The sequence below is a fragment of the Streptomyces sp. NBC_00513 genome, assembly GCF_041431415.1.
GTDB lineage: Bacteria > Actinomycetota > Actinomycetes > Streptomycetales > Streptomycetaceae > Streptomyces.
This window is the reverse complement of sequence record NZ_CP107845.1, coordinates 7,508,154-7,533,829: the sequence shown is the minus strand read 5'-3', so window position 1 is coordinate 7,533,829 and position 25,676 is coordinate 7,508,154. Positions and strand designations below refer to the sequence as shown.

25 protein-coding genes and 3 pseudogenes are annotated in these 25,676 nt (G+C 70.0%); 13 read left to right on the top strand and 15 right to left on the bottom strand.

Annotation, left to right across the window (positions count from 1 at the left end):
* Nucleotides 1-7 precede the first annotated feature (7 nt).
* The 3 genes from OHA84_RS34015 (at nt 8) to OHA84_RS34005 (ending at nt 4,257) form a co-directional block, all read left to right on the top strand.
* Nucleotides 8-1,819 carry a sodium:proton antiporter gene (locus tag OHA84_RS34015; protein WP_266967971.1) on the top strand — a complete coding sequence of 604 codons (1,812 nt, stop codon included), beginning with the start codon at nt 8-10 and terminating at the stop codon, nt 1,817-1,819.
* A gap of 130 nt (nt 1,820-1,949) precedes the next feature.
* Nucleotides 1,950-3,281, top strand: coding sequence for a chloride channel protein (locus OHA84_RS34010; RefSeq protein ID WP_266967973.1), 1,332 nt, complete (start codon nt 1,950-1,952; stop codon nt 3,279-3,281).
* A gap of 49 nt (nt 3,282-3,330) precedes the next feature.
* On the top strand, nt 3,331-4,257 hold the full coding sequence (locus OHA84_RS34005) for an aldose 1-epimerase family protein (protein ID WP_266967975.1): 927 nt from the start codon (nt 3,331-3,333) through the stop codon (nt 4,255-4,257).
* Nucleotides 4,258-4,411: 154 nt separating this feature from the next.
* Here OHA84_RS34005 and OHA84_RS34000 read toward each other — a convergent pair whose 3' ends face one another.
* Nucleotides 4,412-4,837 (bottom strand): Fur family transcriptional regulator, encoded by a 426-nt coding sequence (locus tag OHA84_RS34000; RefSeq protein WP_266967977.1) that lies wholly within the window; start codon nt 4,835-4,837, stop codon nt 4,412-4,414.
* Nucleotides 4,838-5,226: 389 nt separating this feature from the next.
* On the opposite strand from OHA84_RS34000, the gene katG reads away from it, so the two are divergent.
* The 8 genes from katG (at nt 5,227) to OHA84_RS33960 (ending at nt 14,739) form a co-directional block, all read left to right on the top strand.
* On the top strand, nt 5,227-7,416 hold the full coding sequence (katG, locus tag OHA84_RS33995) for a catalase/peroxidase HPI (protein ID WP_266967979.1): 2,190 nt from the start codon (nt 5,227-5,229) through the stop codon (nt 7,414-7,416).
* 256 nt (nt 7,417-7,672) lie between these two features.
* Nucleotides 7,673-8,683 carry a glutathione S-transferase family protein gene (locus OHA84_RS33990; protein ID WP_266967981.1) on the top strand — a complete coding sequence of 337 codons (1,011 nt, stop codon included), beginning with the start codon at nt 7,673-7,675 and terminating at the stop codon, nt 8,681-8,683.
* A 537-nt stretch (nt 8,684-9,220) separates the two neighbouring features.
* The gene (locus OHA84_RS33985; protein WP_266967983.1) at nt 9,221-9,655 is read left to right on the top strand and encodes a hypothetical protein; all 435 of its coding nucleotides are present in this window, start codon (nt 9,221-9,223) and stop codon (nt 9,653-9,655) included.
* A 71-nt stretch (nt 9,656-9,726) separates the two neighbouring features.
* Nucleotides 9,727-10,605, top strand: coding sequence for a hypothetical protein (locus OHA84_RS33980; RefSeq protein ID WP_266967985.1), 879 nt, complete (start codon nt 9,727-9,729; stop codon nt 10,603-10,605).
* 167 nt (nt 10,606-10,772) lie between these two features.
* Complete coding sequence (locus OHA84_RS33975) at nt 10,773-12,533, top strand: CocE/NonD family hydrolase (RefSeq protein ID WP_266967987.1); 1,761 nt, start codon at nt 10,773-10,775, stop codon at nt 12,531-12,533.
* 95 nt (nt 12,534-12,628) lie between these two features.
* Nucleotides 12,629-13,318, top strand: a complete 690-nt coding sequence (locus OHA84_RS33970; RefSeq protein ID WP_266973833.1) for an aspartate/glutamate racemase family protein — start codon at nt 12,629-12,631, stop codon at nt 13,316-13,318.
* Nucleotides 13,319-13,440: 122 nt separating this feature from the next.
* Nucleotides 13,441-13,986 carry a GNAT family N-acetyltransferase gene (locus OHA84_RS33965; RefSeq protein ID WP_323181964.1) on the top strand — a complete coding sequence of 182 codons (546 nt, stop codon included), beginning with the start codon at nt 13,441-13,443 and terminating at the stop codon, nt 13,984-13,986.
* A gap of 252 nt (nt 13,987-14,238) precedes the next feature.
* Nucleotides 14,239-14,739: a CAP domain-containing protein gene (locus OHA84_RS33960; RefSeq protein WP_266967991.1), complete on the top strand. Its 501-nt coding sequence runs from the start codon at nt 14,239-14,241 to the stop codon at nt 14,737-14,739.
* Between the two features lie 187 nt (nt 14,740-14,926).
* On the opposite strand, the gene OHA84_RS33955 is transcribed toward OHA84_RS33960, so the two are convergent.
* The 3 genes from OHA84_RS33955 to OHA84_RS33945 all read right to left on the bottom strand — a co-directional run bounded on the left by OHA84_RS33955 (nt 14,927) and on the right by OHA84_RS33945 (nt 16,718).
* Nucleotides 14,927-15,370, bottom strand: a complete 444-nt coding sequence (locus OHA84_RS33955) for a transglycosylase SLT domain-containing protein (protein WP_266967993.1) — start codon at nt 15,368-15,370, stop codon at nt 14,927-14,929.
* Between the two features lie 476 nt (nt 15,371-15,846).
* Nucleotides 15,847-16,257 carry a DUF4190 domain-containing protein gene (locus OHA84_RS33950; RefSeq protein ID WP_266967995.1) on the bottom strand — a complete coding sequence of 137 codons (411 nt, stop codon included), beginning with the start codon at nt 16,255-16,257 and terminating at the stop codon, nt 15,847-15,849.
* 188 nt (nt 16,258-16,445) lie between these two features.
* The gene (locus tag OHA84_RS33945) at nt 16,446-16,718 is read right to left on the bottom strand and encodes a DUF3253 domain-containing protein (RefSeq protein ID WP_266967997.1); all 273 of its coding nucleotides are present in this window, start codon (nt 16,716-16,718) and stop codon (nt 16,446-16,448) included.
* A 208-nt stretch (nt 16,719-16,926) separates the two neighbouring features.
* Here OHA84_RS33945 and OHA84_RS33940 point away from each other — a divergent pair, with 208 nt between their 5' ends.
* Nucleotides 16,927-18,141 (top strand): S8 family peptidase, encoded by a 1,215-nt coding sequence (locus tag OHA84_RS33940; protein ID WP_266968025.1) that lies wholly within the window; start codon nt 16,927-16,929, stop codon nt 18,139-18,141.
* Here OHA84_RS33940 and OHA84_RS33935 read toward each other — a convergent pair.
* From OHA84_RS33935 to OHA84_RS33925, 3 genes and pseudogenes are all read right to left on the bottom strand, one after another.
* Nucleotides 18,125-18,484 (bottom strand): protease inhibitor I9 family protein, encoded by a 360-nt coding sequence (locus OHA84_RS33935; protein ID WP_266968027.1) that lies wholly within the window; start codon nt 18,482-18,484, stop codon nt 18,125-18,127. The two genes, OHA84_RS33940 and OHA84_RS33935, sit on opposite strands and share 17 nt — an antisense overlap.
* A pseudogene (locus tag OHA84_RS33930) lies at nt 18,466-18,675 on the bottom strand (hypothetical protein); the annotation flags it as partial. The pseudogene OHA84_RS33930 and the gene OHA84_RS33935, both read right to left, overlap by 19 nt.
* A 240-nt stretch (nt 18,676-18,915) precedes the next feature.
* Entirely contained in the window at nt 18,916-19,386 is a 471-nt protein-coding gene (locus OHA84_RS33925) for a hypothetical protein (protein ID WP_266968029.1), read from the bottom strand.
* 32 nt (nt 19,387-19,418) lie between these two features.
* On the opposite strand from OHA84_RS33925, the gene OHA84_RS33920 reads away from it, so the two are divergent.
* Nucleotides 19,419-19,757, top strand: a complete 339-nt coding sequence (locus tag OHA84_RS33920; RefSeq protein ID WP_266968031.1) for an SRPBCC domain-containing protein — start codon at nt 19,419-19,421, stop codon at nt 19,755-19,757.
* Nucleotides 19,758-19,902: 145 nt separating this feature from the next.
* Here OHA84_RS33920 and OHA84_RS33915 read toward each other — a convergent pair whose 3' ends face one another.
* The 8 genes and pseudogenes from OHA84_RS33915 to OHA84_RS33880 form a co-directional block, all read right to left on the bottom strand.
* Nucleotides 19,903-20,214 (bottom strand): SCO5918 family protein, encoded by a 312-nt coding sequence (locus OHA84_RS33915; protein ID WP_266968032.1) that lies wholly within the window; start codon nt 20,212-20,214, stop codon nt 19,903-19,905.
* Nucleotides 20,215-20,266: 52 nt separating this feature from the next.
* Nucleotides 20,267-20,653 (bottom strand): CBS domain-containing protein, encoded by a 387-nt coding sequence (locus OHA84_RS33910; protein WP_266968034.1) that lies wholly within the window; start codon nt 20,651-20,653, stop codon nt 20,267-20,269.
* Between the two features lie 60 nt (nt 20,654-20,713).
* Nucleotides 20,714-22,234, bottom strand: coding sequence for a DEAD/DEAH box helicase (locus tag OHA84_RS33905; RefSeq protein ID WP_266968036.1), 1,521 nt, complete (start codon nt 22,232-22,234; stop codon nt 20,714-20,716).
* A gap of 385 nt (nt 22,235-22,619) precedes the next feature.
* Complete coding sequence (locus tag OHA84_RS33900) at nt 22,620-22,823, bottom strand: cold-shock protein (protein WP_266968038.1); 204 nt, start codon at nt 22,821-22,823, stop codon at nt 22,620-22,622.
* A gap of 431 nt (nt 22,824-23,254) precedes the next feature.
* Nucleotides 23,255-23,467: pseudogene (locus OHA84_RS33895) on the bottom strand (MerR family transcriptional regulator); the annotation flags it as partial.
* A gap of 43 nt (nt 23,468-23,510) precedes the next feature.
* Nucleotides 23,511-24,695: a Fic family protein gene (locus OHA84_RS33890; protein ID WP_371591531.1), complete on the bottom strand. Its 1,185-nt coding sequence runs from the start codon at nt 24,693-24,695 to the stop codon at nt 23,511-23,513.
* A gap of 339 nt (nt 24,696-25,034) precedes the next feature.
* Nucleotides 25,035-25,166, bottom strand: a pseudogene (locus OHA84_RS33885) (MerR family transcriptional regulator); the annotation flags it as partial.
* A 330-nt stretch (nt 25,167-25,496) separates the two neighbouring features.
* Nucleotides 25,497-25,673 carry a hypothetical protein gene (locus OHA84_RS33880; RefSeq protein ID WP_266968042.1) on the bottom strand — a complete coding sequence of 59 codons (177 nt, stop codon included), beginning with the start codon at nt 25,671-25,673 and terminating at the stop codon, nt 25,497-25,499.
* Nucleotides 25,674-25,676 lie beyond the last annotated feature (3 nt).

Here is a 25,676-nt window from a genome sequence, read left to right as displayed (position 1 = left end):
GGCCGCAATGACATCGAGCCAGGTACTGATCGGCGTCGGGCTCATCGTGGCCCTCGCCGTCGGCTGCCAACTGCTGGCGAACCTGCTGCGGGTGCCGGCGATCCTCCTGCTGCTGCCGGCCGGGTTCGTCGCCGGCGTCCTGACCGACGACGTCGATCCCGAGAAACTGCTGGGCGACGCGTTCTCGCCGCTGGTCTCGCTCGCCGTCGCGGTGATCCTCTACGACGCCGGACTCGGCCTGGACCTGCGCCATCTCAAGGGCCACACCCGCACGGTCGTGGTGCGGCTCATCTGGCTGGGCGCCCTGGTCACCTTCGTGTCGGCGGCGCTGCTCGCCGTCCCCATCATGAGCATGTCCCTGGGCGCGGCCGTGATGCTGGGCGCGATCCTCGTGGTCAGCGGCCCGACCGTCGTCGGACCGCTGCTCAAGTTCGTCCGCCCGACCGAACGGCTGCAACGCGTCCTCGTCTGGGAGGGTTCCCTGATCGACCCGGTCGGCGGCATCCTCGGCGCGCTCGTCTTCCACGGAGTGCTGGCCGGTGGACAGCCCGGTCTGGCCGCCCAACTGGGCGCGTTCGGCGTCAGCGCGGCGATCGGGTTGATCGGCGGCGCCATCGGCGCGGCGGTGCTCTGGCTGCTGCTCCGCTTCCTCACCCTCGACGAGGTGCTCGGCACGACCACGCAGTTCGCGGCCGTGATCGCGGTGGCGGCCGGCTGCGACGCCCTGCGGGACGACACCGGCCTCATCGCCGCCGTCGTGATGGGCATGGCCCTGGCCAATCTGCCGGGGCTGGACATGCCGGCACGCCGGCCGTTCTTCGAAACCCTGGTCTCGCTGATCATCGGGCTGCTGTTCATCGGAATCTCCGCCACCGTCACCCCTCAGTCGCTGCGCCACGTCGTGCTGCCGGCCCTGGGCCTCGCCGGTGTCCTCGTTCTCGTGGTCAGGCCCCTGGTGGCGCTCCTGTCGACCCTCCGCACCGATGTTCCCTACCGGGAGAGATGGTTCATCGGTTGGATGGCGCCGCGCGGCATCGTCGCCGCGGCCACCGCGGCCACCTTCTCCGCCGCGCTCGTACAGGCCGGCATCGAAGGCGCGGACGAGATCCTTCCGGCCACCTTCATCGTGATCGTCGCCACCGTCATGCTCTACGGCCTGACCGCCGTTCCCGCCGCACGGTTCCTCAACGTCCGTCGTTCGGCACGCTCGCGGCCGCTGCTCGTCGGCGGCGATCCCTGGGTGGTGGATCTGGGGGGCGCGCTGCGCTCGGCGGGCCTGGACGTCCTCATGTGGGCGGGCCTGGACCGCCAGCGCCAGAGCATCGAGGACGCGGGCCTGGAGCTGGCTCCCGGCGAACTCCTCGCCGCCGCCACCGGGGCCGGGGCCGAGTTGGAGGGGATCACCGATGTCCTCCTGCTCACCGACGAGGACGACTTCAACGCCCTCGCCCTCATGACCCTCAAGGAGACGGCGGAGGGTCCCGTCCACCGCCTGATGCCGCCCACCCGCAGCCACGGTGTGGTCGCCCCGTACACGGGCAGCGAGGTGCTGTTCTCCGCCGGTCTGAACCGGCCCGAACTGGCCCGTCGATACGCGGCGGGCGCCCGCGTCGTCACCCGCGTAGTGCAGGACGGGGACCTCCCGGCCGGGCACGACGTGCTGTTCCTGGTCCGCCCGGACGGACGGCTCACCGCCGCCACCGAGTCGACGCCGCCGACGCCCGCCGCGGGCGATGTCGCCGTACTCCTGACACCTTCGCCCGAGCCCCACCCCGGCACCGCATCGGCCCCCCGGCCGCCGATTGGTCCAGGGGGATGACGGTCACGACATTCCCCGGACGATCGCGCGCCGGACCTTCCGCAACGGGCGGCCGTCCCGTGGTACCAATCATCGGGACTTGTCGGCCGACGCGTTGCAGATGGCCTCAGCTGCCGAGGAGACGATGAGCATGTCAGCCACCCCCGCCGGGCCGCCCGCCCCACCCGCGCCGGATCCGTTCGCGGTGATCCGCACCCGCGGGTACGCCGTTCTGCTGGTGATGACGGCGTTCCTCGGCATCCCGATCTCCGCGGCGGCCTTCGGATTCCTCGCGCTCGTGTCCGAACTCCAGTCGCTGACCTACACCGACCTTCCCCGAGCTCTGGGCTTTCACGGAACGCCGTCGTGGTGGCCCATCCCCCTCCTGGCCCTGGCCGGGCTGCTGGTGGCGCTGACGATCCGCCACCTGCCGGGCGAGGCCGGACACAAGCCTGCCGAAGGCCTCGTCACCACCGGCACGCCGAAGCCCATCGACCTCCCCGGTATCGCACTCGCGGCCTTGGCCTCGCTGGGTGCGGGCGTGGTGCTCGGTCCCGAGGCGCCCCTCATCGCGCTGGGCGGTGGCCTGGCCGTGTTCTTCGGCCGGGCGATGAAGCGTGACATCCAGCCCGAGGCGATGGCCGTGTTGGGCGCCTCCGGAAGCTTCGCGGCCGTCAGCACACTGCTCGGCTCGCCGCTGCTCGGCGCCTTCCTCCTGATGGAGGCTGCCGGTCTCGGCGGGGCGACGATGGCGATCGTCCTGGTGCCGGGCCTTCTCTCGGCCGGTATCGGGGCACTCTTCTTCACCGGTCTGGGATCGTGGACGGGCCTGGGCACCTTCTCGCTGGTCCTCCACCAAGTGCCGCAGGCCGCCCGCCCGGACCTCGCCGGGTTCGGCTGGGCCGTCGTCATCGGGGCGCTGGCCGCACTCGGCGGAACCGGGATCCGCCGGATGGGCCTGTTCCTCCAGCACCGGGTCGAACGTCGACGGGTGCCGGTCACCGTCCTGGTCGGCGTTCTCGTGGGAGTGGTCGCGCTGGTGTACGCCGAGTCGACGGGCAAGGAGGCGTCCGAGGTCCTCTACTCGGGCCAGGACGCGCTCGGACCGCTGCTGGCCGGCCAAGCCGGCTACTCGGCGGGGGCCCTGGTTCTCCTCGTGCTCTGCAAGGCGCTCGCCTACGGGCTGTCCCTCAGCGGCTTCCGCGGCGGCCCGGTCTTCCCCTCGATGTTCGTGGGAGCGGCGTTCGGCCTGGCCATGGCGCACCTTCCCGGCCTGGACGTGACTTCCGGCTTCGCCATGGGTGTCGGTGCGCTGTGCGTGGCCATGCTGAAACTGCCGATGACCTCCGTGTTGCTGGCCACTCTTCTCCTGGGGTCGCAGGGCCTCACGGTGATGCCGGTCGTGATCGTGGCGGTCGTGGTCTCCTACGTCCTCTCGCTCCGGCTCACCCCGGCTCCCGCTCCGACGCCGGCGTCCGCGTAGTCGCCGATCGCGCCCACCTGCCCCGCCCGCACCCCGACCTGGAGGCCCGATGCCCGAGAGCCCGACCGGACAGCAGTTCCTGCTGCGCAGCGGTGAACAGAGAGCAGTCGTGGTGGAGCTCGGGGCCGGGCTGCGCGATTACACGGTCGGCGGGCGGCCCGTCCTGGACGGCTACACCGCCGACGAGCCGATCACGGGGGGTCGTGGGCAGCTCCTCGCCCCCTGGCCGAACCGCGTCAGCGGCGGACGGTACGCCTGGAAGGGCGAGGAACACCAGCTCCCGCTGACCGAACCGGAGGCCGGCAACGCCATCCACGGGCTCCTCCGCTGGGCCTCGTGGGAGCCGCTGGAGCGTGCCGAGGACCGCCTCCTGCTCGGGACCACTCTCTTCCCGCAGCCCGGCTACCCCTTCCACCTCGGCGTCCGTGCGGAGTACGCGCTCGGGTCCCAGGGGCTGGCCGTCACCGTGACGGCACGCAACCTCGGTGGGAGCGCCGCGCCCTACGGGGTCGGTCAGCACCCCTACCTGACCGTGGGCACCGAACGGGTCGACGACGCCGTGGTGACCCTCCCGGCCCGGGCGTGGCTGCCGCCCTCCGATCAGGGCGCGCCCCCCGCTCCGCAGCCCGTGGAGGGCACGGAGTTCGACTTCCGTACGCCGCGCGTGCTCGGCCCCCAGCACCTGGACACCCCGTTCACCGAACTGGAACGGGACTCCGCCGGCCGGGCCGTGGTGCGGCTCGCGCACCCTTCGGGCTCCCACGGCAGCGACCTGTGGCTGGGCGAGGAGGCGAGGTACCTCCAGGTGTACACCGGCGACACACTGCCGGTCCCGGACCGGCGGCGAGGCCTCGCGGTGGAGCCCATGTCCTGTCCGCCGGACGCGTTCCGGAGCGGGGCCGGCCTGGTGGAGCTCGCGCCGGGCGACCTGCACACGTTCCGCTGGGGGCTCAGTCCCTGGACCGCGGCTCGCTGACGTGGCTCCGGCGGAGCCCGAGTCGCCGGCGGCGGGCGCGGTCACAGCGGAGTGCGCCGATCACTCCGGAAGGCGTGGAGGCGGGGCCGGATCCGCACAGCCCCCTGCTGACCCCGAACTCCCCTGCCCTGCCGGAGGCCAACCCGACTGCGGGTCAGCCTTGCCGCGCATCGGAAGCGCAGGACGGGCACAGCCCGCGGTAGGTGATCTCGACCTCGGACACCGTGAAGCCGAACCTCTCGTCAGGGGGCAGTTCGGCCGGTGTGCCGGTCACGTGAACGTCGCGGATGACGCCGCAGTCGGAGCACACCAGGTGCTGGTGCGGATGGTGTGCGTTGGGATCGAAGCGTTTCGCGCGGCCCTGAACGGAGACCTCCACCACCTCGCCGAGCGCCACCAGCTCGCCCAGGGTGTTGTAGACGGTCGCTCGGGCGATCTCGGGCAGCCACTGAACCGCGCGGGCGTGCACCTCGTCGGCCGTGAGGTGCACGTGATCGCCGTCGAGGACTTCGACGACGACACGCCGCTGGGAAGTCATCCGCCAGCCGCGCCCTCTCAGCCGTTCCAACAGGTCACTCATATCGGCTCACCCTTTCAGGCTCGGCGGGACAAAGGGAGTCTAGGCACGCGGGGCCGGTCTTGACGGAAGGCGCTGACGGCCTTGACGGGTCGGTTCGACGGCCCCGGATCCTTATCCCGTCGAGATGATCGGAATATCGACTCATTCTGGTTCCCGCGGGCCGGTCCCGTACATCAGGAGAACGGTCAACCGTCGGGCCGGGCCTCGATTCTCCTTTCGACTGCTTGTTGTCCGGAGGTGCCCCGCGTGTTCTCATAACGGCGAGCTCTCCGGTGCGCGACCATACGGACGCGCCGACACACGCTCGATCATCGGCGTCGTTCGTGTCTGAAAGCGCCAAGAGCAAGCAGCCAGCCGATGGAAACACCGACACAGGAAGAAGGACGGACGTGTCCGGCAGCGACAGCGAGAACCCAGTAATTCCTGCCCCGACTCCCGCGCCGACTCGCCCCAGGTCGAATCGTGACTGGTGGCCGAATCAGCTGGATCTTCAGGTTCTGCACCAGCATTCGCCTCACGCCAATCCGATGGGAGAGGAATTCAACTACGCGGATGAGTTCGCGACCCTGGACGTCGACGCGCTGAAGCAGGACGTCTTCGAGGTGATGACGGCGTCGCAGGATTGGTGGCCCGCCGACTACGGCCATTACGGGCCGCTCTTCATCCGGATGAGTTGGCACTCCGCCGGTACGTACCGCATCGCGGACGGTCGGGGCGGCGGCGGGGCCGGCGCTCAGCGCTTCGCCCCCCTCAACAGCTGGCCGGACAACGCGAGCCTCGACAAGGCGCGCCGTCTGCTCTGGCCCGTCAAGCAGAAGTACGGCCGGAAGATCTCATGGGCCGACCTCCTGGTGTTCGCCGGCAACTGCGCCATGGAGTCGATGGGGTTCAAGACGTTCGGCTTCGCCTTCGGGCGGGAGGACATCTGGGAGCCGGAGGAGATCTTCTGGGGTCCCGAGGACACCTGGCTCGGTGATGAGCGCTACAGCGGCGACAGGGAACTCACCGGTCCTTTCGGGGCCGTGCAGATGGGGCTGATCTACGTCAATCCGGAAGGCCCCAACGGCAACCCGGATCCGGTGGCTGCCGCCAGGGACATTCGCGAGACCTTCGGGCGCATGGCGATGAACGACGAGGAGACCGCCGCGCTGATCATCGGCGGGCACACGTTCGGCAAGTGCCACGGTGCGGTCGGCGCCGAGTACATCGGCCCCGAGCCCGAGGCGTGCCCGATCGAGCAGCAGGGCATCGGCTGGAGGAACACCCATGGCAGCGGCGTGGGCGTCGACGCGCTCACCAGTGGGCTGGAAGGCGCGTGGACCTCCGAGCCGACGAAGTGGGACAACGGGTACCTGGACAACCTGTTCCGGTACGACTGGGAGCTGACGACGAGCCCGGCCGGCGCGAAGCAGTGGACGCCCACGGATCCCTCGGCCCGGGACACCGTGCCGGACGCGCACGATCCGTCGAGGCGGCACGCTCCCATGATGCTGACGACGGACCTCGCGCTGAAACTGGATCCGATCTACGGGCCGATCGCGAAGTCCTTCCACGAGAACCCGGACAAGCTCGCGGAGGCGTTCGCCAAGGCCTGGTTCAAGCTGTTGCACCGCGACATGGGTCCGCTGTCGCGCTACCTCGGGCCGTGGATCCCCGAGCCGCAGCTGTGGCAGGACCCCGTTCCCGAGGTCGATCACGACCTGGTGTCGGACGCGGACGTCGTCGACCTCAAGAGCCGGATCCTCGCTTCGGGGCTGTCCGTCTCCCAGTTGGTGAGCACCGCCTGGGCGTCGGCGGCGAGCTTCCGCGGGACGGACAAGCGGGGTGGGGCCAACGGGGCGCGGATCCGGCTCGCGCCGCAGAAGGACTGGGAGGTCAATGACCTGCCCGAGGTGGCCGAGGTGGTGCGGACCCTTGAGGGGATCCAGCAGGAGTTCAACGACTCCCGGACGGATCGAACGAAGGTTTCGCTCGCCGATCTGATCGTGCTGGGCGGGTGCGCCGCCGTCGAGCAGGCCGCGAGGAATGCCGGGTACGACATCGCGGTCCCGTTCGCACCGGGGCGTACGGACGCCTCGCAGGAGCAGACCGACGTGGAGACGTTCGCCGTGCTCGAACCGAAGGCGGACGGGTTCCGCAACTACCTCCCGGCGGGAGAGAAGTTGTCGCCGGAGACGCTTCTGCTGGACCGTGCCAACCTGTTGAACCTGACCGCACCCGAGATGACGGTCCTCATCGGCGGCATGCGGGCCCTGAACACCGGCTTCAGGCAGGTCCCGCACGGTGTGTTCACCGACCGCCGGGAGGCGTTGACCAACGACTTCTTCGTCAACCTGCTCGACATGGGCACGGTGTGGAAGGCGTCGGACTCGGCGGAGAACGTGTTCGAGGGTCGGGATCACGCGACGGGTGAGCCCAAGTGGACCGCCACCGCGGTCGATCTCGTCTTCGGTTCGCACGCGCAGCTCCGGGGGATCGCGGAGGTGTACGCGTCGAAGGACGCGGGTGAGAAGTTCACGCGTGATTTCGTCGCCGCGTGGAACAAGGTGATGAACCTCGACCGGTTCGACCTCGTCTGAGCGCGGTGTGCCGGTCGGCCGCCCACCGGCCGACCGGCACCGCTGCGGCCGGCACCGCTTGCGGCCGGCACCGCTTGCGGCCGGCGCGGCGAGAAGGCGGCGCGGCGAAAGGCCGGCCACTCGGGGCATGAACGGCCCTCTGCACGGGGCGAGTTCGACACGGAAGGAACCCGATGGACACAGCAGACTGCGGCCGGGCGGCGGAGCGGCTCCCGCATCGCAGGCGGCCGGCCGGCGGCGGGAACGGGGGCTGGTCATGAGTTACGTGAGCCCCGGCAGCTCGTACAAGCGGGACAGCCGCTATCTCACCGACCGGATCACCGCGGACGGGAGCGAGGGCTTCCCCGTCGAACCGGGCCGGTACCGTCTCGTGGTGAGCAGGGCCTGCCCCTGGGCGAGCCGCGCGATCATCGTGCGACGGCTCCTCGGGCTGGAGGACGCACTGCCGATGGCCGTGGCCGGTCCGACCCACGACGAGCGGAGTTGGACGTTCGACCTGGACCCCGGGGGTCGCGATCCCGTGCTCGGAATCGAGCGGCTCCAGGAGGCGTACCTTGCCCGCGACCCCGGCTACGAGCGCGGCATCACCGTGCCGGCGATCGTGGACGTGCCGACGGGCAAGGTGGTGACCAACGACTTCGCCCGGATCACCCTCGACATGTCTCTGGAATGGGCCGCGCACCACCGCGAGGGCGCGCCCGCGCTGTACCCCCTGGACCTGCGCCCCGAGATCGACTCCGTCAACGCGGAGATCTACCAGGACGTGAACAACGGGGTCTACCGCGCCGGCTTCGCCGGATCGCAGGAGGCGTACGACTCCGCGTACGAGCGCCTGTTCGCCCGACTCGACCGGCTCACGGATCGACTGACCGCGTCCCGGTACCTCGTCGGGGACACCGTCACCGAAGCCGACGTCCGACTGTTCACGACCCTCGTGCGCTTCGACGCCGTGTACCACGGCCACTTCAAGTGCAACCGGCGGAAACTGTCCGAGATGCCGGTGCTCTGGGCCTACGCACGCGATCTGTTCCAGACTCCCGGATTCGGCGACACGGTCGACTTCGACCACATCAAACGTCACTACTACCTGGTCCACCGGGACATCAACCCGACCGGCATCGTGCCGGCCGGTCCGGACCTGGCGGGCTGGCTCGCGCCCCACGATCGGTCGTCGCTGGGCGGCAGCCCCTTCGGGCGGGGCACCCCGCCCGGGCCGGTGGCGCCGCGGGAAGCCGTCCCGGCCGAACACACGCCGCAGGCACTCTGAATCACGGGCCGTGCTCGGACCCTCGGTACCGCCGTGCCACGGGACGGGACGCTTCCCTCGCACGATCGCGGGCAGACGCGGGACAAACAACCGCCGAAGGGACACCCATGCTCATCGCCGTGATCGTGCTCCTGCCCGCCCTTCTGTGCGGTGTTCTCGCGCTCGGCAGGTACGAGGAGCTCCTGCTCGGTTCGTCGGCGGACGACAGCCCATCGCTGCCCGCGGCCACCCGGGCTGCCGAGGTGGCACCTGTCGCGGCGCGTCCCGCGCGTCACCGTGCGTCTGGTCGGCATTCCAGGCCCGGGCGGCGTCCCGCCCGGCTGAGCGCCTAGTGCTGTGGCCGGAATGGTTTGCCGGGTCGCGGTGTCCGGTGCGGTGCATCGCAAGGCGGAGGACCGCCGCTTGTACCGGCTCCCCCCGGAGTCCGGCACACTGCCCTCCTCCTGCCGCCACAACTGCCGGTCCGTCAGGTTCTGCCTGCGTAGGTTCTACCCCATGGTGACCCCGCAGGGTCACTGACGACGACAGGGGTGGGACATGCGGATCAAGTACGTTTTAGCCTCGGCCGCCTTGTCGGGTGCGGCGCTCGTGGCGCTCTCCCCCGGCATCGCGCAGGCCGATGTGCCGTCGAGCCGATGCCAGGTGAACCACCCGGCCACGCAGGCGTTCTGTTTCCACTACAACAGCAACCAGTCGGGTGCCATCGCGGGCTGGGACACCAGTTACTTCGAGGGATTCCAACGTCTCGACGACGCGGGTGTCTTCATCCAGGGCACGGGCGCGGGTGAGACCAGGCCCGTGAAGAACAACGCGGCGTCGGCGACGTTCCAGAAGCCGAACAACTGCTACGGCCGGGTCGAGGTGTACTTCAACAGCAACTGGTCGGGCGCCTACGACACGATCTGGGCGTGCACCGGCGCCAATCTGGTCAAGACCAAGAACAACAACGCCTCCTTCCGCCGCTTCAACTGACTCTGCCGCTTCGGGTGACGGTCGCCCCCGGCGCGTGCGACCGTCACCCGGCGGCCCGGAGGTCCTGGCTCATGAGGTCACGTACTTCGGCGTTGCCCGGAGCACTGTTCATCCTGCTGCTCATGCCGTTGACGGCATGTTCCTCCGCCGGCCACAACGGCGCCGGCCCGCCCGGTTCCGTGCTGGTCGCACCCGTCGCGCACCCCGGGCCCGAGGGCGTGGACCAGACCCTCCGGCTGCCCCTGGACGCGTACTTCCTCTCCCCCGCCGACAACGCCTACCTGCATCGGGCTCTCGACAGACTGGTGGAGTCGTGCGCGGCACGCGCGGGAGTGCGACTCCCCCCGCGCACACCGCCGGCAGCGAAACCCGCGGACCGCAACGCCCGCCGCTACGGCCTCGACGATCCCGAGGCCGCCAAGGCGCGGGGGTACCACCCGGCCGAACAGCCCGCGCTCGCGGACGAGCCCTTGACCGCCGACCAGCTCGCGACAGCCAACGCGTGCAACACCGATGCGGCGCGCAAGATCACGGGCGGCGACGACTACCCCTCGGACGCGCGGGTCGTCCGGGAACTGAACATGCGGTCGTACGAGCTTTCACTCGCCGACCCTCGCGTCACATCCGCCGTACGAGCCTGGAGCGGGTGTCTGCGACGCGCCGGCTACCAGGCGAACAGTCCCCTGGACATCGAGAACGAGTTCACCGCGACACCGTCCGACCGGATATCCGCCAGGGAGCGCGAACTCGCGACCGCCGACGTGGCGTGCAAGCGCCGGACGGGGCTGACCCGCACATGGAACGGCGTCGAGCGTGAGCACCAGGAGCGGCTGCTGAACGCGGAGAAGGCCGCCGTCGGCGAAGCCGTTCTGGAACGCGAGACCCAGTTGAAGCGCGCATCCGAGGTACTCGACGAGATGGGCCGAGTGCGTCCACCGACCGGCAGGTGACATGGTCGCGAAGGGGGCGAGGCGCGGGAGACTGCGCGGGAGGTGACGCCGGCGGGAGGGCGGGCCGGCGCGCCACCTGAACAGACGCACATGAGCGCGGCGGCATCCCGGTAGCCATCACCGGGACACGCGCGGCATCTCCCTCCCCCACGCAAACGGTGAAAGACATGACTCAGCACAGCGCCGAACGCCGGCTGAACGGTCCGCAGACCAGCGGCCGCGAGTACACCGACCTCTCCTCCGCCGAGTTCGCCGTCACCACGGAACTGAACGTGACCGTCCCGCTCAGGGACGGAGTCGAGCTCCTGGCCGACGTCCACCGCCCGGCGGCGCCCGGCCGGTATCCGGTCCTCGTCGCCGTCTCGCCGTATCCGCGGCAGATCCAGACGTCCGGCATCCCCCTGCCGATCGTCGAAGCCGGGCAGAGCGACTTCTTCGTACCCCGCGGCTACGTCCACGTGATCGTCAACGAACGGGGCACGGCCGGTTCGGGCGGCCAGTGGAGCATCTTCGACGAGCAGCAGCGTCAGGACCTGTATGACGTCGTCGAATGGGCGGGTACCCGGGACTGGTCGTCCGGGCACGTCGGGATGATCGGCATCAGCTTCTACGCCATGGCTCAGATGGCCGCCGCCACGGCTGCCCCGCCGCACCTGAAGGCGATCTTCCCGGTGGGGCTGAGTTCCGACCTCTACGACCTGGTGCGGCCCGGCGGGCTGATGAACAAGACGTTCATCGGCGGGTGGTCCGTGGCCATGGCCGTCGCCGCGACCCGTTCGGAGCACCTGCTGCGCGGCCCCCTCCTGGAAGCCGCGCGCAAACTGTTCCAGAACCCTCGGGTCCACGCGAAGACCGCGACCATGAACGGGGAAGCGGCACTCGGCGCCCTCCAGGGCGTCATGCGGGGCTCCTACCCGAGCGAGCCGTGGGACGAGATCTGGCAGAACCTCGCGCTCAGCCGTCCCTTCCGGGACGACTGGTGGCAGGAGCGAAGCCTCATGTCGCGGCTGGGCGCCATCGGCGTCCCGGTTCATCTCGGGTGCGACTGGGACAACGCCCCGGTCCATCTGCCGTCGACGTTCGACACCTGGGCGGGCTTCCAGCGGTTGACCGAAGAAGAGCGCCCCCCGGTCCGGATGACGCTCCTCGGCCCCGGCGGCCTCAACTGGCCTTGGGAGAGCCTGCACACCGAGGCGCTCGCCTGGTTCGACCACTGGCTCAAGGGGCGTGACACGGGAATCATGGAGGGGCCGCCCATCCGCTACGTCCTTCCCGGGGCCGGGGACGACCAGTGGCGCACCGCGGACAGGTGGCCGCCGACCGAGGCGGTACTGACCCCCTTCACGCTCCAGGCCGACGGCGCCCTGGTCCGCAGCGGTCGGACCGACGGGAGCCGCAGCTATCTCGCGCACGCTGAGACCGCGGCTCGTCCCTCCCGAGCCGCGCACCGGCCGGACCTTCCCGACGTCCTGAGCTGGACGACTCCCCCGCTGGTGGCCGATCTCGATTTCGCGGGCAACATCGAGCTGCGGCTCGACGCGTCCATCACGGACTGCGACACCTCCTGGATCGTGGCCCTGGAGGCCGTGGACGAGGAGGGCGGATCCACCTTCATCACGCCCGGTTGGCTGCGGGCCTCCCTGCGCGAGGCCGACGAGAAGCGGAGCACTCCCGGCCGGCCAGTGTTCTCGTGCACGACGCCCAGCGCCGTGCCGCCCGGTGAAACGGTGCACTACCGGATCCCGTTGTGCCCCAACGCCCGCCGGCTGCCGGCCGGTCACCGGCTCCGTCTCACCGTCGGCAGTTCCGATGCGGCCGGCGGCGTCCCGAAGGCGCTCGGCATGGAGCACCAGCCAGCCGGTGGGGTGTCCGTCAACACCGTCCACGCCGGTTCCACGCTGTGGCTGCCGGTCCTCGCCCGCGGTTAGCGCGGTCGCCGACACCACTGCCCACACCGAGCGACACAAAGGGATACTTATAGATTTGGCACTTGCTAAGATATCTGCTTATGAATGGCATCTCGATGAAGACGATCGGCCTGCTCGGCGGGATGAGCTGGGAGTCGACGGCCGAGTACTACCGGCTGCTGAACGAGTTCACCCGCGAGCGGCTCGGCGGGCTCCACTCGGCGCGCTGCGTGCTCTACTCCGTGGACTTCGCGGAGATCGAGCGACTCCAGGCGCAGGGCCGCTGGGACGAGGCGGGCGAGGTGCTGGCCGACGCCGCCCGGTCGCTGGAGGCCGCGGGCGCCGATCTCGTACTCCTGTGCACGAACACGATGCACAAGGTCGCCGACCAGGTGCAGGCGGCCGTCTCGGTTCCGCTGCTGCACCTGGCCGACGCCACCGCGGAAGCGGTGCGGGCGCGAGGCCTGCGTCGGGTCGGCCTGCTGGGTACGGCGTTCACGATGGAGCAGGACTTCTACCGGGGACGGCTCGCGGCGGGTGGACTGGAGGTGTCGGTGCCGGATGCCGACGAGCGAGCCCTGGTACACCGGGTGATCTACGAGGAACTGTGCATCGGAGTCGTACGGGAGGAATCCCGGACCGCCTACCGGGAGGTCATCGCGGACCTCGTGGCGGCCGGCGCCGAGGGGATCGTCCTCGGCTGCACCGAGATCGAACTGCTCGTGGGCGCCGAGGACAGCCCGGTGCCCGTCTTCCCCACGGCGCGAATCCACGCGGCGGCCGCCGTGGATGCCGCGCTGGGATAGTGGGCGGCTCTCCGCCGGATCGGGCCGGGAGTGCCACGTCGGGAGCACCGCTGAAATCATGGTGCGTACCCGCCCGCTCACGGTTAACCTGCCTCGTCGCGAACAGGCCACGGAGGACCCTCATCATGAGCAGCACAGCACCGTCGTTTCCCGAGCGGATCGAGCTTTCGGGAGAAGGCCTCGTCCTGCGCGACTGGACGGAAGCGGACCTGGACGCGATGCCCGGACTCTTCGACCACCCCGACATCGCGTACTGGACGCCGATCGTGTCCCCCTTCGACGACGCGGCCGCCCACGCCCGCCTGGGTCGGGCCCGGCAGCTCCGGGCGGAAGGCACCACGATCCTTCTCGCCATCACCGTCGATGGAGACGCGCCGCTCGGCGAGGTGATGCTGCGACGTGCCCCCGAGGGGACCGAGATCGGTTACGCGATCGGTCCGGCACACCGCGGCCTGGGGCTGGCCGCACGCGCGGTGCGGGTGATGTCCGCCTACGCCTTCGAGCAACTGGGCACGGAGCAACTGATCCTGGAGCTGGAGGCCGAGAACGGTGCCAGTGTCGCCGTGGCCACCAAAGCCGGCTTTCGGCTGCTCGACGTACCGCTGATCACCGGCGAGGAGAAGGGGCGGCCCTACAGCCTGCAGACGTGGGGACTGCCCCGCCCCTGACGCGCCGGAACCCGCACTGCGGGGCACAGGGCCCACCGGGGACCCGGATCGCCGGATCGCGGAGGATCACCGGATCGCCGGATCGCGGAGGATCACCGCCCTCCCCCACAGCCCACACAACCCCTCCCACCTGCGGTTTCAGTGTCGGGAGATGCGGGTGGGCCGACCTCGGCGCAGACTCGGGTCCTGGAGGTCCAGCGGCGACGTTGCTGCTGGACTCCGCGCTTCCAGCCGAACGAAGGAAGGTACCCCATGGCTTCCGGATCTGGTCGAATACAGCGCCGGTGCACCATCGCCTGCGCGTCTTCCCTGCTGGTACTCGCGGGAACCGTCGGCGCCACCTCGGTGGCCGTCGCGGCCCCGTCCGCCCACTCGGGCGCACAAGCCGTACTCCCGGCCGCGAGCGACCCGGGCAAGATCCTCGAATTGGTCAACAAGGCACGCACGGATGCCGGCTGCGAGCCCCTGACGGTCGACCCGAAGATCACTGCGGCAGCGCAGGAGTACGCCAACGACACGACGACCAACCACACGGGCTCGGACGGATCCAGCATCAAGGACCGGCTGACGAAGGCCGGAGCGACGTTCACCACCGGCTCCGAGAACATCGCCTGGGGCAGTGGGGACGAGAAGACGCACGTGGACGGCTGGCTGAACAGCGCGGCCCACGCGGGCGCCATCAAGAACTGCAACTTCAAGAAGACGGGTGTCGCCGTGTCCGGTGACAGGATCGTCCAGGTGTTCACGGACTGACCCGACCTCTCCCGCACACCCCGCCCAAGCGCGTACTGACGCCGTACCGAGGTTCACGGTACGGCGTCGGTGCGTGGGCGGCGCCTCTGATGAACGCGCCGGGGAGCATCGGGGCCGCGGAACGCGAAGACGCTCGGCCGGGAGATCCCGGCCGAGCGTCTTCGTGCGTCTCACATCCGCTGGTGGCTTAGTACCAGTGGTGGGCCTGCCAGAAGTTCCACGCACCGACGGGGCTGCCGTAGCGGGAGTTCATGTAGTCCAGCCCCCACTTGATCTGGGTGGCGGGGTTCGTCTTCCAGTCCGAACCGGCGGAGGACATCTTCGAGGCCGGCAGGGCCTGAACCAGGCCGTAGGCGCCCGAGGAGGAGTTCGTGGCGGTGTGGTTCCAGCCGCTCTCGCGGGAAACGATGTTGTTGAAGGCCGCGAACTGTGCCGGGTCCTTGATCATCTGCTGGGCGATCGCCTTGGCGCTCGTCGGGGCCGCCTGGGCGGGGACCGTGGCAAGCATGGAACCGGCGACACCGAGGGCGACGACGGTGCCCGCGAGGGACTTCTTCGAAGCGGCGATGCGGCGGATGACGGAGTTGGACACGGACAGACCTTCCGAAGGGGACAAGGGCGGTCGCGGCATGTCAGAGACATGCGTGAGCCACTCACGCGGTGGAGAGGGGTTCGTCGGCGGCGGGTGAAGCACCCGTGCCGCCTTGCGACTCATCCAGTTCTACAGACGCCCCGACGGCCTGGCAACGACCCGTCCTACTACGTGCCCTCGCAGTCGGGGACCAGCGACCCCCGGGAGGGCCCCGAGGCCGGCTGCCGGGAGAGCCGGTGTGATGCGGCAGGGTCAACCTCTCGGAGCTACGAGGCCGGCTCGTATGTGACGTGGGTCCTATGGGGCGGGTCACCTCCAGGGCGCCCGAATCTCACCGAAAGTCATGGTTCATACGCGTTCGGAAGGGCGGGCCGGGCATCCGGATCGCCCCGCAATCGAAGGAATTCGCGCCCCCGGGTCGCTCAGGCCGAGGATCTCGGCCGACATCGACGAACCCCCGGCCCGTCCGCTCCTGAAGACCGGCACGGGCCGGGGGCTCGCCCCGGACCGCTCGTTCAGTTGTTCATGTCGTCGTTGAAGCGGTTCGAGCAGTCCTGCCGCTCCTGCTGCGTCTGGGCGCTGTCCAGGCAGGACCGCAGGTCCTTGCCCTCGTCGGAATTGAGGATGGACACCCCGACGGCCACCAGGATCGCCGCGATGACCACGGTCACGGCGCCCAGGACCAGGCCGGTGATGGCCATCCCCCGCCGACCGGCGCCGCTGCGGGCTCTGCGGAGGGCGGCAATGCCCAGGCCGATGGCGACCAGCGCCAGCGGAATGCCCACGAACCACAGCCAGAGCAGCAGCAGCGATGCGATGCCGGTGACCAGGGCGCCCACGGCCAGGCCGTTGCTGCCCGTGGCGGGCGCGGAAGCCGGTGCGTGGTGGACGTGAGTGTTGTCGGGGGAGCTGTACGCGTCGGACACGGGAGGTCCCTTCCTGGAGTCGACCGATGGACAACTTCTGCGCTGAGCAGTGGTGTTCAGGCCGTCTGCCACGGTCCGCCCGTCGCAAACCCTCCTTGCCGCCCGTGCTTGTGGCGGCCGCCGCCCGTCCTGGTGCGCGCCGATCCGCAGGGACGGTCGGGGCGGCGCCACGACCGGTGTGCGTCGTGTCAGCGGGCGCGGCGGATACGGATCGGGCCGCGGGCCTTCGCCGGATCGACGGGCCGGCCGGCCTGGGTGATCTCCACCTCGCCGGCCGCGTGCAGTCGCCGGGCCGCGTCGCGGGCGGTTTCCATGAGCGCGCGCCAGCCGTCGTCATCCCCTCCGTACACCGCCCGTGCGGCGTCGGAAGGGCAGATCGTCGCGGTCGGGGCACGACGCTCCAGCAGCTCCAGGATGGCTCGCTCCAAACGCCGATCCGTCTGCCGTTCGATGTCCGTCACTCTGCCAGTGTCGCGCGGACGTGGACGAGATCCGCCGGCCCTTCGGTCGAAGGCGTGGTGGTGCACCGGGTCGGGGAGGGGCCCTCGGGCGTCTGGTCCCGGTGGGACGCCCGCTCGGCCGAGCGCATTCAGGTACCACTGGGACGCCGGCCGAACCACCGGGCGATGTCGTAGGACCTGGCCGTTTCCGCATGATCCACTCGCTGGCATGACCACACGTACCAAGCTCGCACTGGCGACCGCCGTCACCGCCGCCCTGGTCTTCGGCGCCCCCCTCGCCACCGCTTCCCCGTCCACCGCGGCGCCGGAGCCGACCCCGGCACCGCTGACCACGGCCGCCGCCAACGGGGTGCCCGGCACCTACATCGTGACCCTCGTCCAGGGCGTCGACGCGGCGAAGCTCGCGCAGCGGCTCAAGCTGAAGCCGACCTTCGTCTACGGCAAGGCCATCAACGGCTTCGCCGCCCCGCTCGACACGTTGCAGTTGGACATCGTCCGTGCGAACCCGGGTGTGAAGGCGGTGGAACAGGACGTCAAGGTCATGGCCCCGCCGCGGCCGGTCACCGTGCCGGGCACCCGGGCCCCCTCCAAGTCCTGGGGTCTGGATCGGATCGACCAGCGGGAGTGGGACAAGGCCAACGGCCAGGGCGACGGCCAGTTCACCCCCCAGGGCAACGGCGCCGGGGTGACCGCGTACATCCTCGACACGGGCATCGACTACGCCCACGACGAGTTCGGCGGCCGGGCCACCTTCGGCTTCGACGCGGTGGCCGACGGGCGCCAGGGCAAGGACTGCAACGGCCACGGCACACACGTCGCCGGTACCGTCGCCGGGAAGACGTACGGGGTCGCGCGCAAGGCCGACCTCGTCAGCGTGCGCGTTCTCGACTGCGAGGGCCGGGGCTCGTACTCGGGGATGATCGCCGGGTTCGACTGGGTGCTGAAGAACGCCAGGCAGCCGGCCGTGCTGAACGGCTCACTCGGCGGGGACAGGTCCGTGACCCTCAACAATGCCGCCACCGCGCTGTCCGACGCGGGCGTCCTGCCCGTCGTCGCGGCCGGCAACGACTCCAAGGACGCGTGCCAGGTCTCGCCGGCCTCCGCCGACCGGGTGTACACGGTCGGGGCTTCCAACCGGTGGGACGAGGAGACCTCCTTCTCCAACTACGGCACGTGCCTGGAGATCTACGCGCCGGGCGAGGACATCGTCTCGGCGAAGCTCGGCGGCGGCGCCGTCTCCCTGAACGGCACCTCCATGGCCTCCCCCCATGCCGCCGGGGTCGCCGCGCTCTACAAGCAGGCCCACCCGACCGCACCGGCCGAGGAAGTCGCCGGGTTCCTCTCCGCCGAGTCCACCAAGGACGCCCTGGGCGCCGTCGGCAAGAGCAGTCCCAACGAGTTGCTCTTCACCAGCGGCCTGTAGTCCCCTCCTCCACCGGCGCCCCGACGGCCTCGCCGTCCCGCTCGACGGCCGTGACGTCGGGGTGCGACCGCAGCGCGGCCAGCTGCCGCCCGTCCAGGTCGGCGGCGAAGCCGCGCACCGCGCTGCGGTACACGTACCTGGCCTCCGTGACCCCGGTTTCGCGCATCACCCGCTCGGGATCGGCGCCGGGGGCGAGGATGACGAGGTACGTCGCGCTCTCCCCGGCTTCCTGAACGGCGTGGTCGGCGTGGTCGGCGTACGCGGCGGGCGCCAGAGCGACGGGAACGGCGAGCAGGAGGGCGGCTGCCAGTACGGGACGCAGGATCACAAGCGGACGACGCACGGGGAACTCCATGGTGTGAAGGGGGAACGGCTGCCACCCCCTCCTTCGGTCACCGGGCCCCGCGCCTTGAACTTCCGGCGAGGGGTGTGGTGCGGGACGCTGTCCCGCCCGATGCACAGGTTGCCGATGCCCCGCATCAGCTCGTAGGGCTGCGTACCGGGCCGGATGTCGCCCGCTTCGACCGCCGCGTCGGCCACCGGCCCACTGCCGATGCCCCTGCGGCTCAGCAACGGCTGCCGCGCCGCTCAGTCACAGGGCAGCGCGCAGGGCCGGATGGTCACTGTCGAGCAGGGCGGGTGTCTCGGGCATCAGGAGTGCGGCTTGGTGAGCGTTCATCCCCGCGATGAGAACATGCCGCTACGACAAGGTCCTGATCCCCCTGCCGGCGGGCCGCGGCCCGACGGACGGCGGCGCGTGGAGCGACGCCGGCCCTACCCGCCGTCGCCGGGCGGCGTCGTCGTCGTCCGGAGTCGGTCTTCCAAAGCGCGCACCTCCGCGAGGGAGTGTGCGTACAGCGCCGGGATCTCGGCCGCGAGTTCGTGCATGAGGGCCACCGCCTCCGTGACGGCGGCCAGGGCCTCGGCGAGGTCGATCCCGGCCTCGGCCCGCACTCGGGCGTGGAACGCCAGTGCCAGGGCGAGGTCGCCCCGTCGTGCCACGGGGTTGATCGCGGCCTGCTCCCGCATCATCGCCAGGGCCCGGGTGGTGACCTCGGCCGCTTCCCGGAGCCGTCCCAGGTCGGCGAGCGCCGCCGCGAGGAGGGACAGTACGTCGGCGAACAGCGCACCGTGGACGCCGGGTTCGGCCTGGTCAAGCTCTTGGAGGATGGCGACCGACTCCTCCGTGGCGGCCAGTGACGCCTCCCGACTGAACCGCATCCGGGCCACGTTGCCGAGTCCCATCGCCAGATCCCGCCGGTGCACCGCCGGACGGCATGCGCGGGCGCGTCGAACAGTGGGATCCGCGGCCCGGTGGCGGGTTCCGGATGGTCCTGACGTACCTCGATGCCACCGACAGTCCCGGCACGACGTCGGCCGGAACGGATGTCGTCGACATCGGGTTCGCCGAACTGGTGCCGGCGGTGTTCGAGGCCGACGATCCGTCGTACGCCGGCACCATGACGATGGCCTGGGACCTGGCCCCGGCCGGTGACGGGACGGAGGTGACCGTCACCGCCACGGATGTGCCGGCCGACATCGGTCAGGCGGACCACCAGGCCGGAATCGCCTCGTCGCCGGCCCATCTCGCGTCGTACGTCGAAGGGGCCGATTGACGCAAGGCACATGAGGCCGTATCCGCCCGCGCTGCTGCCCCTGATCACAGGAGCAGGCGGGATGCGGCCGTATCGCGGGCGGGATCGCGGGCCACGCCCAGCGGCCGGGACCTCGTCGGTCCCGGCCGCCTGCTGTGCCTGTGGGTCAGACGGCCACGGGGGTGCCGAGCATCGCGGATGCCTGCTGGAGCGGGCTGAGGGCGCGTACGGGCGTGGCGACCCGGGGAAGACCGCGGCAGGTGAAGCCGAGCTGGGTCATGGCGCGGAGGACTTCGCCGGCGCTGAAGTCACGGCGGTCCTGGCGGGTGATGACCTGACCGACCTGCTTGACGGGGTAGGTACGGCGGCCGATGATCACGGATTCTCCGGTGACCTCTTCGGGCTTGACGCCCTTCATCGTTTCCAGGACGCCGCTCTTGGTGAGGTCGAACGGGAAGCGGGCGATGACGCAGCGCATGGTGCCTCACAAGGGAGAAAGTGGACGGGCGGTGGTACCGAGGTGAGGCGGGTCAGCGTGCGAGGGCGAGGGCGCCGGGAGCGCCGCCTTGGTCGCCGGCGACGGCCAGGGTGTCGGGCCTGCGGTGGCCCGGCGCGTACTCGGGCCGCGTGGCCACGGGCGGCGACGTGAGCGGCCTGCCGTCCCCGGGGAGGTCGCGCAGTCGGACGAGGTCCGTGTAGGACGGGCTGTCGCGGAAGGCCGTGAGCCGGGTTCGCGTGACGATGCCGGTGCGGTGGCCGTCCTCGTCACAGACGAGGAGGTGACGCGCGCGGGCACTGGCCATGACGTACAGGGCCACCTCGACGGTCATGTCGTCGCAGACCTGGAGTGCGGCCGCGTCCGTGGTTTCGGCCGCCGTCGGGTGTGCGGGGTGGGGCTTGGGCGGGTGGGGTTGCATCTGGACGAGCGTCAAAAGGTACCTCCTGCAGAGATGGGTCAGTTTTCTCATCAGGATGTTCTAGGCCGCCGCATCGAAGGTGGCGGGCTGCCGCACGTTCGCGCGGCGGGCGGCCGCGGGCGTGGTGGGCCGGCGCCTGCGGCGGGCGGCAGCGGTGCTCTTGGAGCGCTCGACCACCGGAGCGGTGATGGTCACGGGGATGCCGGAGGGAGCCTGGGCGCCGGTGATCCGGTGCAGTTCGGCCTCGCCCGAGCGGACCTGGGTGGTCTGGGGGACGATGCCGGCGGCGGCCATGAGCCGGGTCATCTCGCGGCGCTGGTTGGGGGTGACCAGGGTGACGACGCTGCCGGACTCGCCTGCGCGAGCGGTACGGCCGCCGCGGTGGAGGTAGTCCTTGTGGTCGGTCGGGGGGTCCACGTTCACCACGAGGTCGAGGTTGTCGACGTGGATGCCGCGGGCGGCGACGTTCGTGGCGACGAGCACGGTGACGTGTCCGGTCTTGAACTGGGCCAGGGTCCGGGTGCGTTGCGGCTGTGACTTCCCGCCGTGGAGGGCCGCGGCGCGGACTCCGCTGTTGAGGAGTTCCAGGGTGAGGCGGTCCACGGCGTGCTTGGTGTCGAGGAACATGATCACTCGACCTTCGCGGGCCGCGATCTCCGTCGCCGTCCGCTGCTTGTCGGCGCCGTGTACGTGCAGGACGTGGTGCTCCATCGTGGTGACCGCGCCCGCGGACGGGTCCACGGAGTGCACGACCGGGTCGGTGAGGTAGCGGCGCACCAGGAGGTCGACGTTGCGGTCGAGGGTGGCGGAGAAGAGCATCCGCTGGCCTTCGGGGCGGACTTGGTCGAGGAGGGCGGTGACCTGGGGCATGAAGCCCATGTCGGCCATCTGGTCGGCCTCGTCGAGAACCGTGATCGCGACCTGGTTCAGCCGGCAGTCGCCACGGTCGATGAGGTCCTTGAGACGTCCCGGGGTCGCGACGACGACCTCTACGCCATTGCGCAGGGCGGCGGCCTGGCGGCCGATCGACATGCCGCCGACGACCGTGGTCAGGCGCAATTTCACCGAGCGGGCGTAGGGCGTGAGGGCGTCGGTGACCTGCTGGGCGAGCTCGCGGGTGGGGACCAGGATCAGGGCCAGGGGCTGGTGCGGTTCGGCGCGCTGTCCGGCGGTGCGGGCCAGCAGGGCCAGGCCGAAGGCCAGGGTCTTGCCCGAGCCGGTGCGTCCGCGGCCGAGCGCGTCGCGCCCGGCGAGGGTGTTGGGCAGGGTCGCACCCTGGATCGGGAAGGGAACGCTCAGGCCCTGCGCGGTGAGCGCGGCCAGCAGTTCCCCGGGCATGTCGAGGTCTGCGAACGCCTCGACGGCGGGAAGCCCCGGGGTGATCGTCTTGGGCAGGGCGAACTCACCCTGGAGTGCGGCGGGCCGCCGGCCGTATCCACCCGAGCGACTCGGACTCGTCGAACGGTTCGAGGACGAACCGAAACGGCCGCCCCGGCCCGACCCGGCGGCCGAGCTGTAGGCGGTGCTGCCGGTACGGCCGCGTGAGCGAGAGGAGCGGTCGTTCGTGCGTGTGGGGTTCATTGAGAACCTTCCTTGACATGGCGCGTATCAAGGAATTCCCGCGGCGGAAGAGCAGCACGGGAAAACACGAGAACGGGCCGGATGAAATGCGAAAGCGTCTTGATGCGTACGGAAACAAGCGTCCGATCCGTACGGAAACAACTGCGGGCACGGGCGCTTGAAGGGGCGATTCCGGGCGGCTTCCCCGGGGCGAAAGGCTGGGCCACGACTGGGGATGGAGCGCCTCGGCCGGAGCATTTGGCTCGATGCTGCGAAATGCCCGTTTGCCCGGAGGGAGCCCACGGCATGGATGTCATTGCGCAGGAGGAGAACACTGCGGAAGGTGTCCGCAGCTGGGTCCGACACCCCGAGGGATGCGGGTCCCAGCTACGAAGCGCGTGTCGCGTCAGGCGGGAATGATGTTCTCCGCCAGCGGGCCCTTCGGCCCCTGCGCGATGTCGTAGGTGACCTTCTGGCCTTCGAGCAGCTCATTGATGCCCGGGGTGGTGATGTTCGCGAAGTGGGCGTAGAGGTCGGCGCCGTCGGCGTCCTGCTCGATGAACCCGAATCCTCTTGCCGCGTTGAACCACTTCACAGTGCCAGACGCCATGTCGAGTCTCCCTTGGGGCAGTACGCCGGGATCCGCGATGTGCGGATGACCGGGTCGCCGCGATGATGCCCCGCCGGGAAGTAACCGGAGATAAGCAAGGGCTTCCAGCGGCGTATAAGCCGGTGAAGCCGCTTGAAGTTTTGGGAACCACGACTGCAACTGAGATCGACAGTAGCACGCCGTAGCGGCGCGGGTGCGTTCAATAATTGCATTCGGGCCCGTTACCGCACATACCTTCCCTGCGACGGAAGTCAAACCCTCATGTCGCCGTCACAGGTATTTCCGCGCTTCGGCGAATGTCACGCGCCCGCAGGATTCGTCCGCCGCCGCTCACCACCTGCGTCATGCTCGAGTCCGTGTTCGCGACCCACCCGGCGGCGCCGCACGGCCGGCGCGGCGCCCGCCCGTACCGGCGGGCCCACCCCCGTTCCTCAGGAGCCGTCCGGCGGGCCGGTCGATTCGGCTGTTCGGCGGTATTCGTCGTTGATCCGCCGGGCTTCCTCCAACTGGTCTTCGAGGACGATGATCCGGCAGGCCGCCTCGACCGGCGTGCCTTGATCAACCAACTCCCGCGCACGGGCCGCGATACGCAACTGGTAACGGGAGTAACGCCGGTGGCCACCCTCGGAACGCAGCGGAGTGATGTGACTGAGCGCCAGAGTTGGCGGCGTTCGCCAACTGAAGTGCTCACCTCGATGCCGGTGCAGTCGACTCGGAGGTGAGGCGCCGGGTCTCCTCAAGATGGATGTTGATGTAGCGGGCGAGGATCAGAGGGTCTTGGGGGCGGTCGGCCTCGAAGGTGACGCGGCGCAGGAGGCTGACTTCGTCGAGCGTGATGCCCTCGTGGGCGAGGATGAAGATGAGGGTGAGGAACGCGGAGCGGGCGTTGCCGTCGTCGAAGGGATGGAAGAAGCAGATGTCGAGATAGGCGCGGGCGGCTCGGGCGGTCAGCCCGAGAGGTCGACCGACGTCGAAGGCGCTTTCGGCCAGGCAGGTGTCGAAGCGGGCTCGTGTCTCGGGTCCTGTGCCGTAGCGCTCCCGGCCTCCTTTGGCGAAGGCGGGAGAGTCGCGGAACCGTGGCGGCTGCGGGGTGCCCAGAGTGTGCTGCTGCCATTTGCTGAGAAGTGCGAAGTCGAGCCTCGCTCCGCGTGCCGCGTCTGCTCGGAGCACTTCCAGGGCGCTGAGCAGGCCTTGGGCTCGGGCCGGGTCGATGGCGCCGTCGAAGGCCCGGATGTCCTCTGCCGCGCCGTCGCGAAGGGGCACCACCGGCCCGTCCATACCGATGTCCGGGATCTCGTGCCACGGCACCGAGTCGCGTACAGCCAGCCAGTGCTGCAAGTGGTCTTTAGGCGGTGCTTCTGCACGCATACGGCCGTTGGCCGGCTGCACGGACAGCGCGAGCTGCTCCGCAATGTCGTCGACCACCGCCGCGTCGGGACCGGTCCAGCTGTGGAACCGTCCACCGATCGCCTTGTCGACCAGCCCCTGGGCCACGTCGGGCGCGACTCCCCAGCGATCGAGGAACCAGGTGAGCACTTGGCGGCAGTGGCTGTGCCATCCGCTGCCACACCCGGTGCGGTCGACGACCTGCAGGATCAGGTTCCTCGCCGTGCGCTCCCACAGGATCCGCTGATCGTCGATGTCGGTCAGGTCCAAGGGATACGCCTCGAACCAGTCGGCGAGGTACTCCAGCCACTCACGCCACTCACGCAGAGCCGCCTCGACACGGACCAAAGTCTCTTCCGACGTCGTGATCGAGTGCTGCGGGCAGCACCAGTTTCCTACCGGCCCGCCGTCGTAATCCCCCTCGTCGTGCGCCCAACGCCACCCGACGGCCCACCCGCCGTAGTGCCGAACGAGGGCGTACGACATGGCGTCGGCCCAGGACGCGGCCTCACCATGATTCCAGGCGGTCGTCGCGGGGTCCCCGAAAGGGACGTCTGGGCGGATGGGCACACGCCGGGCCGGGCCGAGGGAGCGCACCGTCCGCGCTACTGACGTCCCGTCGAACGTTTGACGGGCGGGGTCCACGTCGTCCCAGGTCAGCAAGCGAGGAGCCAAATCAACGATCACTGCGCAAGCCTGCCAGGACCGCCCAGCGCCCCCAACCGGTTTTCCCCGCTCAGGAGCGCAACGGGACCCTGTCGCCACCTCCGACGCACAGCCCCGCCGACTAGGACGCTCATCCGCCAACTAGAGCGCCAAGTCTCCAGTGATCAGGCGGGCCTCCCCGATGGCGCGGAGGAAACCGGGCGTGGTCCCGAGCATCTCCGCCGCCCGACCCATCGTGTAGGCCGGGTAGTCGTCGTCGTCAAGACGACCGTACGAACCGTCTGCCGCCATCGCACCTCCCTGTGAAATCCGTGGAACGTGAAATCCGTGGAACGCGTCGAGGGGCCCTGGTGCCGTACGGCACCAGGGCCCCGAAGGAACTGCCACACCATCTGCCGGCCCTATTGATACGCCGGCATTCTGTATCCACAGACCCGACCGATGTGCGGTCCGGGCTGCGGGGATCGCGGTTGCTTGACCGGAGACCACCTCACTGACGAGTGTCCTGCGGTACCCGGGCTCACACATTCCACCCGGGCGATCCTGATGGCGACCAACCCCTCCGTTCTTCCCGTCGCTTGCCGAACGGGAACTGCGGTACTGAACCACTGCGAACTGCGACTACATGTCCTGCCTGCCCGGCAGTCGTCCCTGCCAGGCCCCATCGATCTTGCCGATCTCGGGAAGCGGGTGAAGGAAGAGGGCCGACAGGGCCGTGCGGAGCTGGAGGCGGGCCAGGGGCGCGCCCAGGCAGAAGTGCGGGCCGCAGGGCCAGCGGCAGGGCGAACTCTCGACCACCGC

Excerpts from the sequence above, each read along its gene's own strand:
- OHA84_RS34015 (WP_266967971.1), top strand. The coding sequence starts at position 8 with ATGACATCGAGCCAGGTACTGATCGGCGTCGGGCTCATCGTGGCCCTC.
- OHA84_RS34010 (WP_266967973.1), top strand. The coding sequence starts at position 1,950 with ATGTCAGCCACCCCCGCCGGGCCGCCCGCCCCACCCGCGCCGGATCCG.
- OHA84_RS34005 (WP_266967975.1), top strand. The coding sequence starts at position 3,331 with ATGCCCGAGAGCCCGACCGGACAGCAGTTCCTGCTGCGCAGCGGTGAA.
- OHA84_RS34000 (WP_266967977.1), bottom strand. The coding sequence starts at position 4,837 with ATGAGTGACCTGTTGGAACGGCTGAGAGGGCGCGGCTGGCGGATGACT.
- OHA84_RS33990 (WP_266967981.1), top strand. The coding sequence starts at position 7,673 with ATGAGTTACGTGAGCCCCGGCAGCTCGTACAAGCGGGACAGCCGCTAT.
- OHA84_RS33985 (WP_266967983.1), top strand. The coding sequence starts at position 9,221 with ATGCGGATCAAGTACGTTTTAGCCTCGGCCGCCTTGTCGGGTGCGGCG.
- OHA84_RS33980 (WP_266967985.1), top strand. The coding sequence starts at position 9,727 with ATGAGGTCACGTACTTCGGCGTTGCCCGGAGCACTGTTCATCCTGCTG.
- OHA84_RS33975 (WP_266967987.1), top strand. The coding sequence starts at position 10,773 with ATGACTCAGCACAGCGCCGAACGCCGGCTGAACGGTCCGCAGACCAGC.
- OHA84_RS33970 (WP_266973833.1), top strand. The coding sequence starts at position 12,629 with ATGAAGACGATCGGCCTGCTCGGCGGGATGAGCTGGGAGTCGACGGCC.
- OHA84_RS33960 (WP_266967991.1), top strand. The coding sequence starts at position 14,239 with ATGGCTTCCGGATCTGGTCGAATACAGCGCCGGTGCACCATCGCCTGC.
- OHA84_RS33955 (WP_266967993.1), bottom strand. The coding sequence starts at position 15,370 with ATGCCGCGACCGCCCTTGTCCCCTTCGGAAGGTCTGTCCGTGTCCAAC.
- OHA84_RS33940 (WP_266968025.1), top strand. The coding sequence starts at position 16,927 with ATGACCACACGTACCAAGCTCGCACTGGCGACCGCCGTCACCGCCGCC.
- OHA84_RS33925 (WP_266968029.1), bottom strand. The coding sequence starts at position 19,386 with ATGGGACTCGGCAACGTGGCCCGGATGCGGTTCAGTCGGGAGGCGTCA.
- OHA84_RS33920 (WP_266968031.1), top strand. The coding sequence starts at position 19,419 with ATGCGCGGGCGCGTCGAACAGTGGGATCCGCGGCCCGGTGGCGGGTTC.
- OHA84_RS33915 (WP_266968032.1), bottom strand. The coding sequence starts at position 20,214 with ATGCGCTGCGTCATCGCCCGCTTCCCGTTCGACCTCACCAAGAGCGGC.
- OHA84_RS33910 (WP_266968034.1), bottom strand. The coding sequence starts at position 20,653 with ATGCAACCCCACCCGCCCAAGCCCCACCCCGCACACCCGACGGCGGCC.
- OHA84_RS33905 (WP_266968036.1), bottom strand. The coding sequence starts at position 22,234 with ATGAACCCCACACGCACGAACGACCGCTCCTCTCGCTCACGCGGCCGT.
- OHA84_RS33900 (WP_266968038.1), bottom strand. The coding sequence starts at position 22,823 with ATGGCGTCTGGCACTGTGAAGTGGTTCAACGCGGCAAGAGGATTCGGG.
- OHA84_RS33890 (WP_371591531.1), bottom strand. The coding sequence starts at position 24,695 with ATGTCGTACGCCCTCGTTCGGCACTACGGCGGGTGGGCCGTCGGGTGG.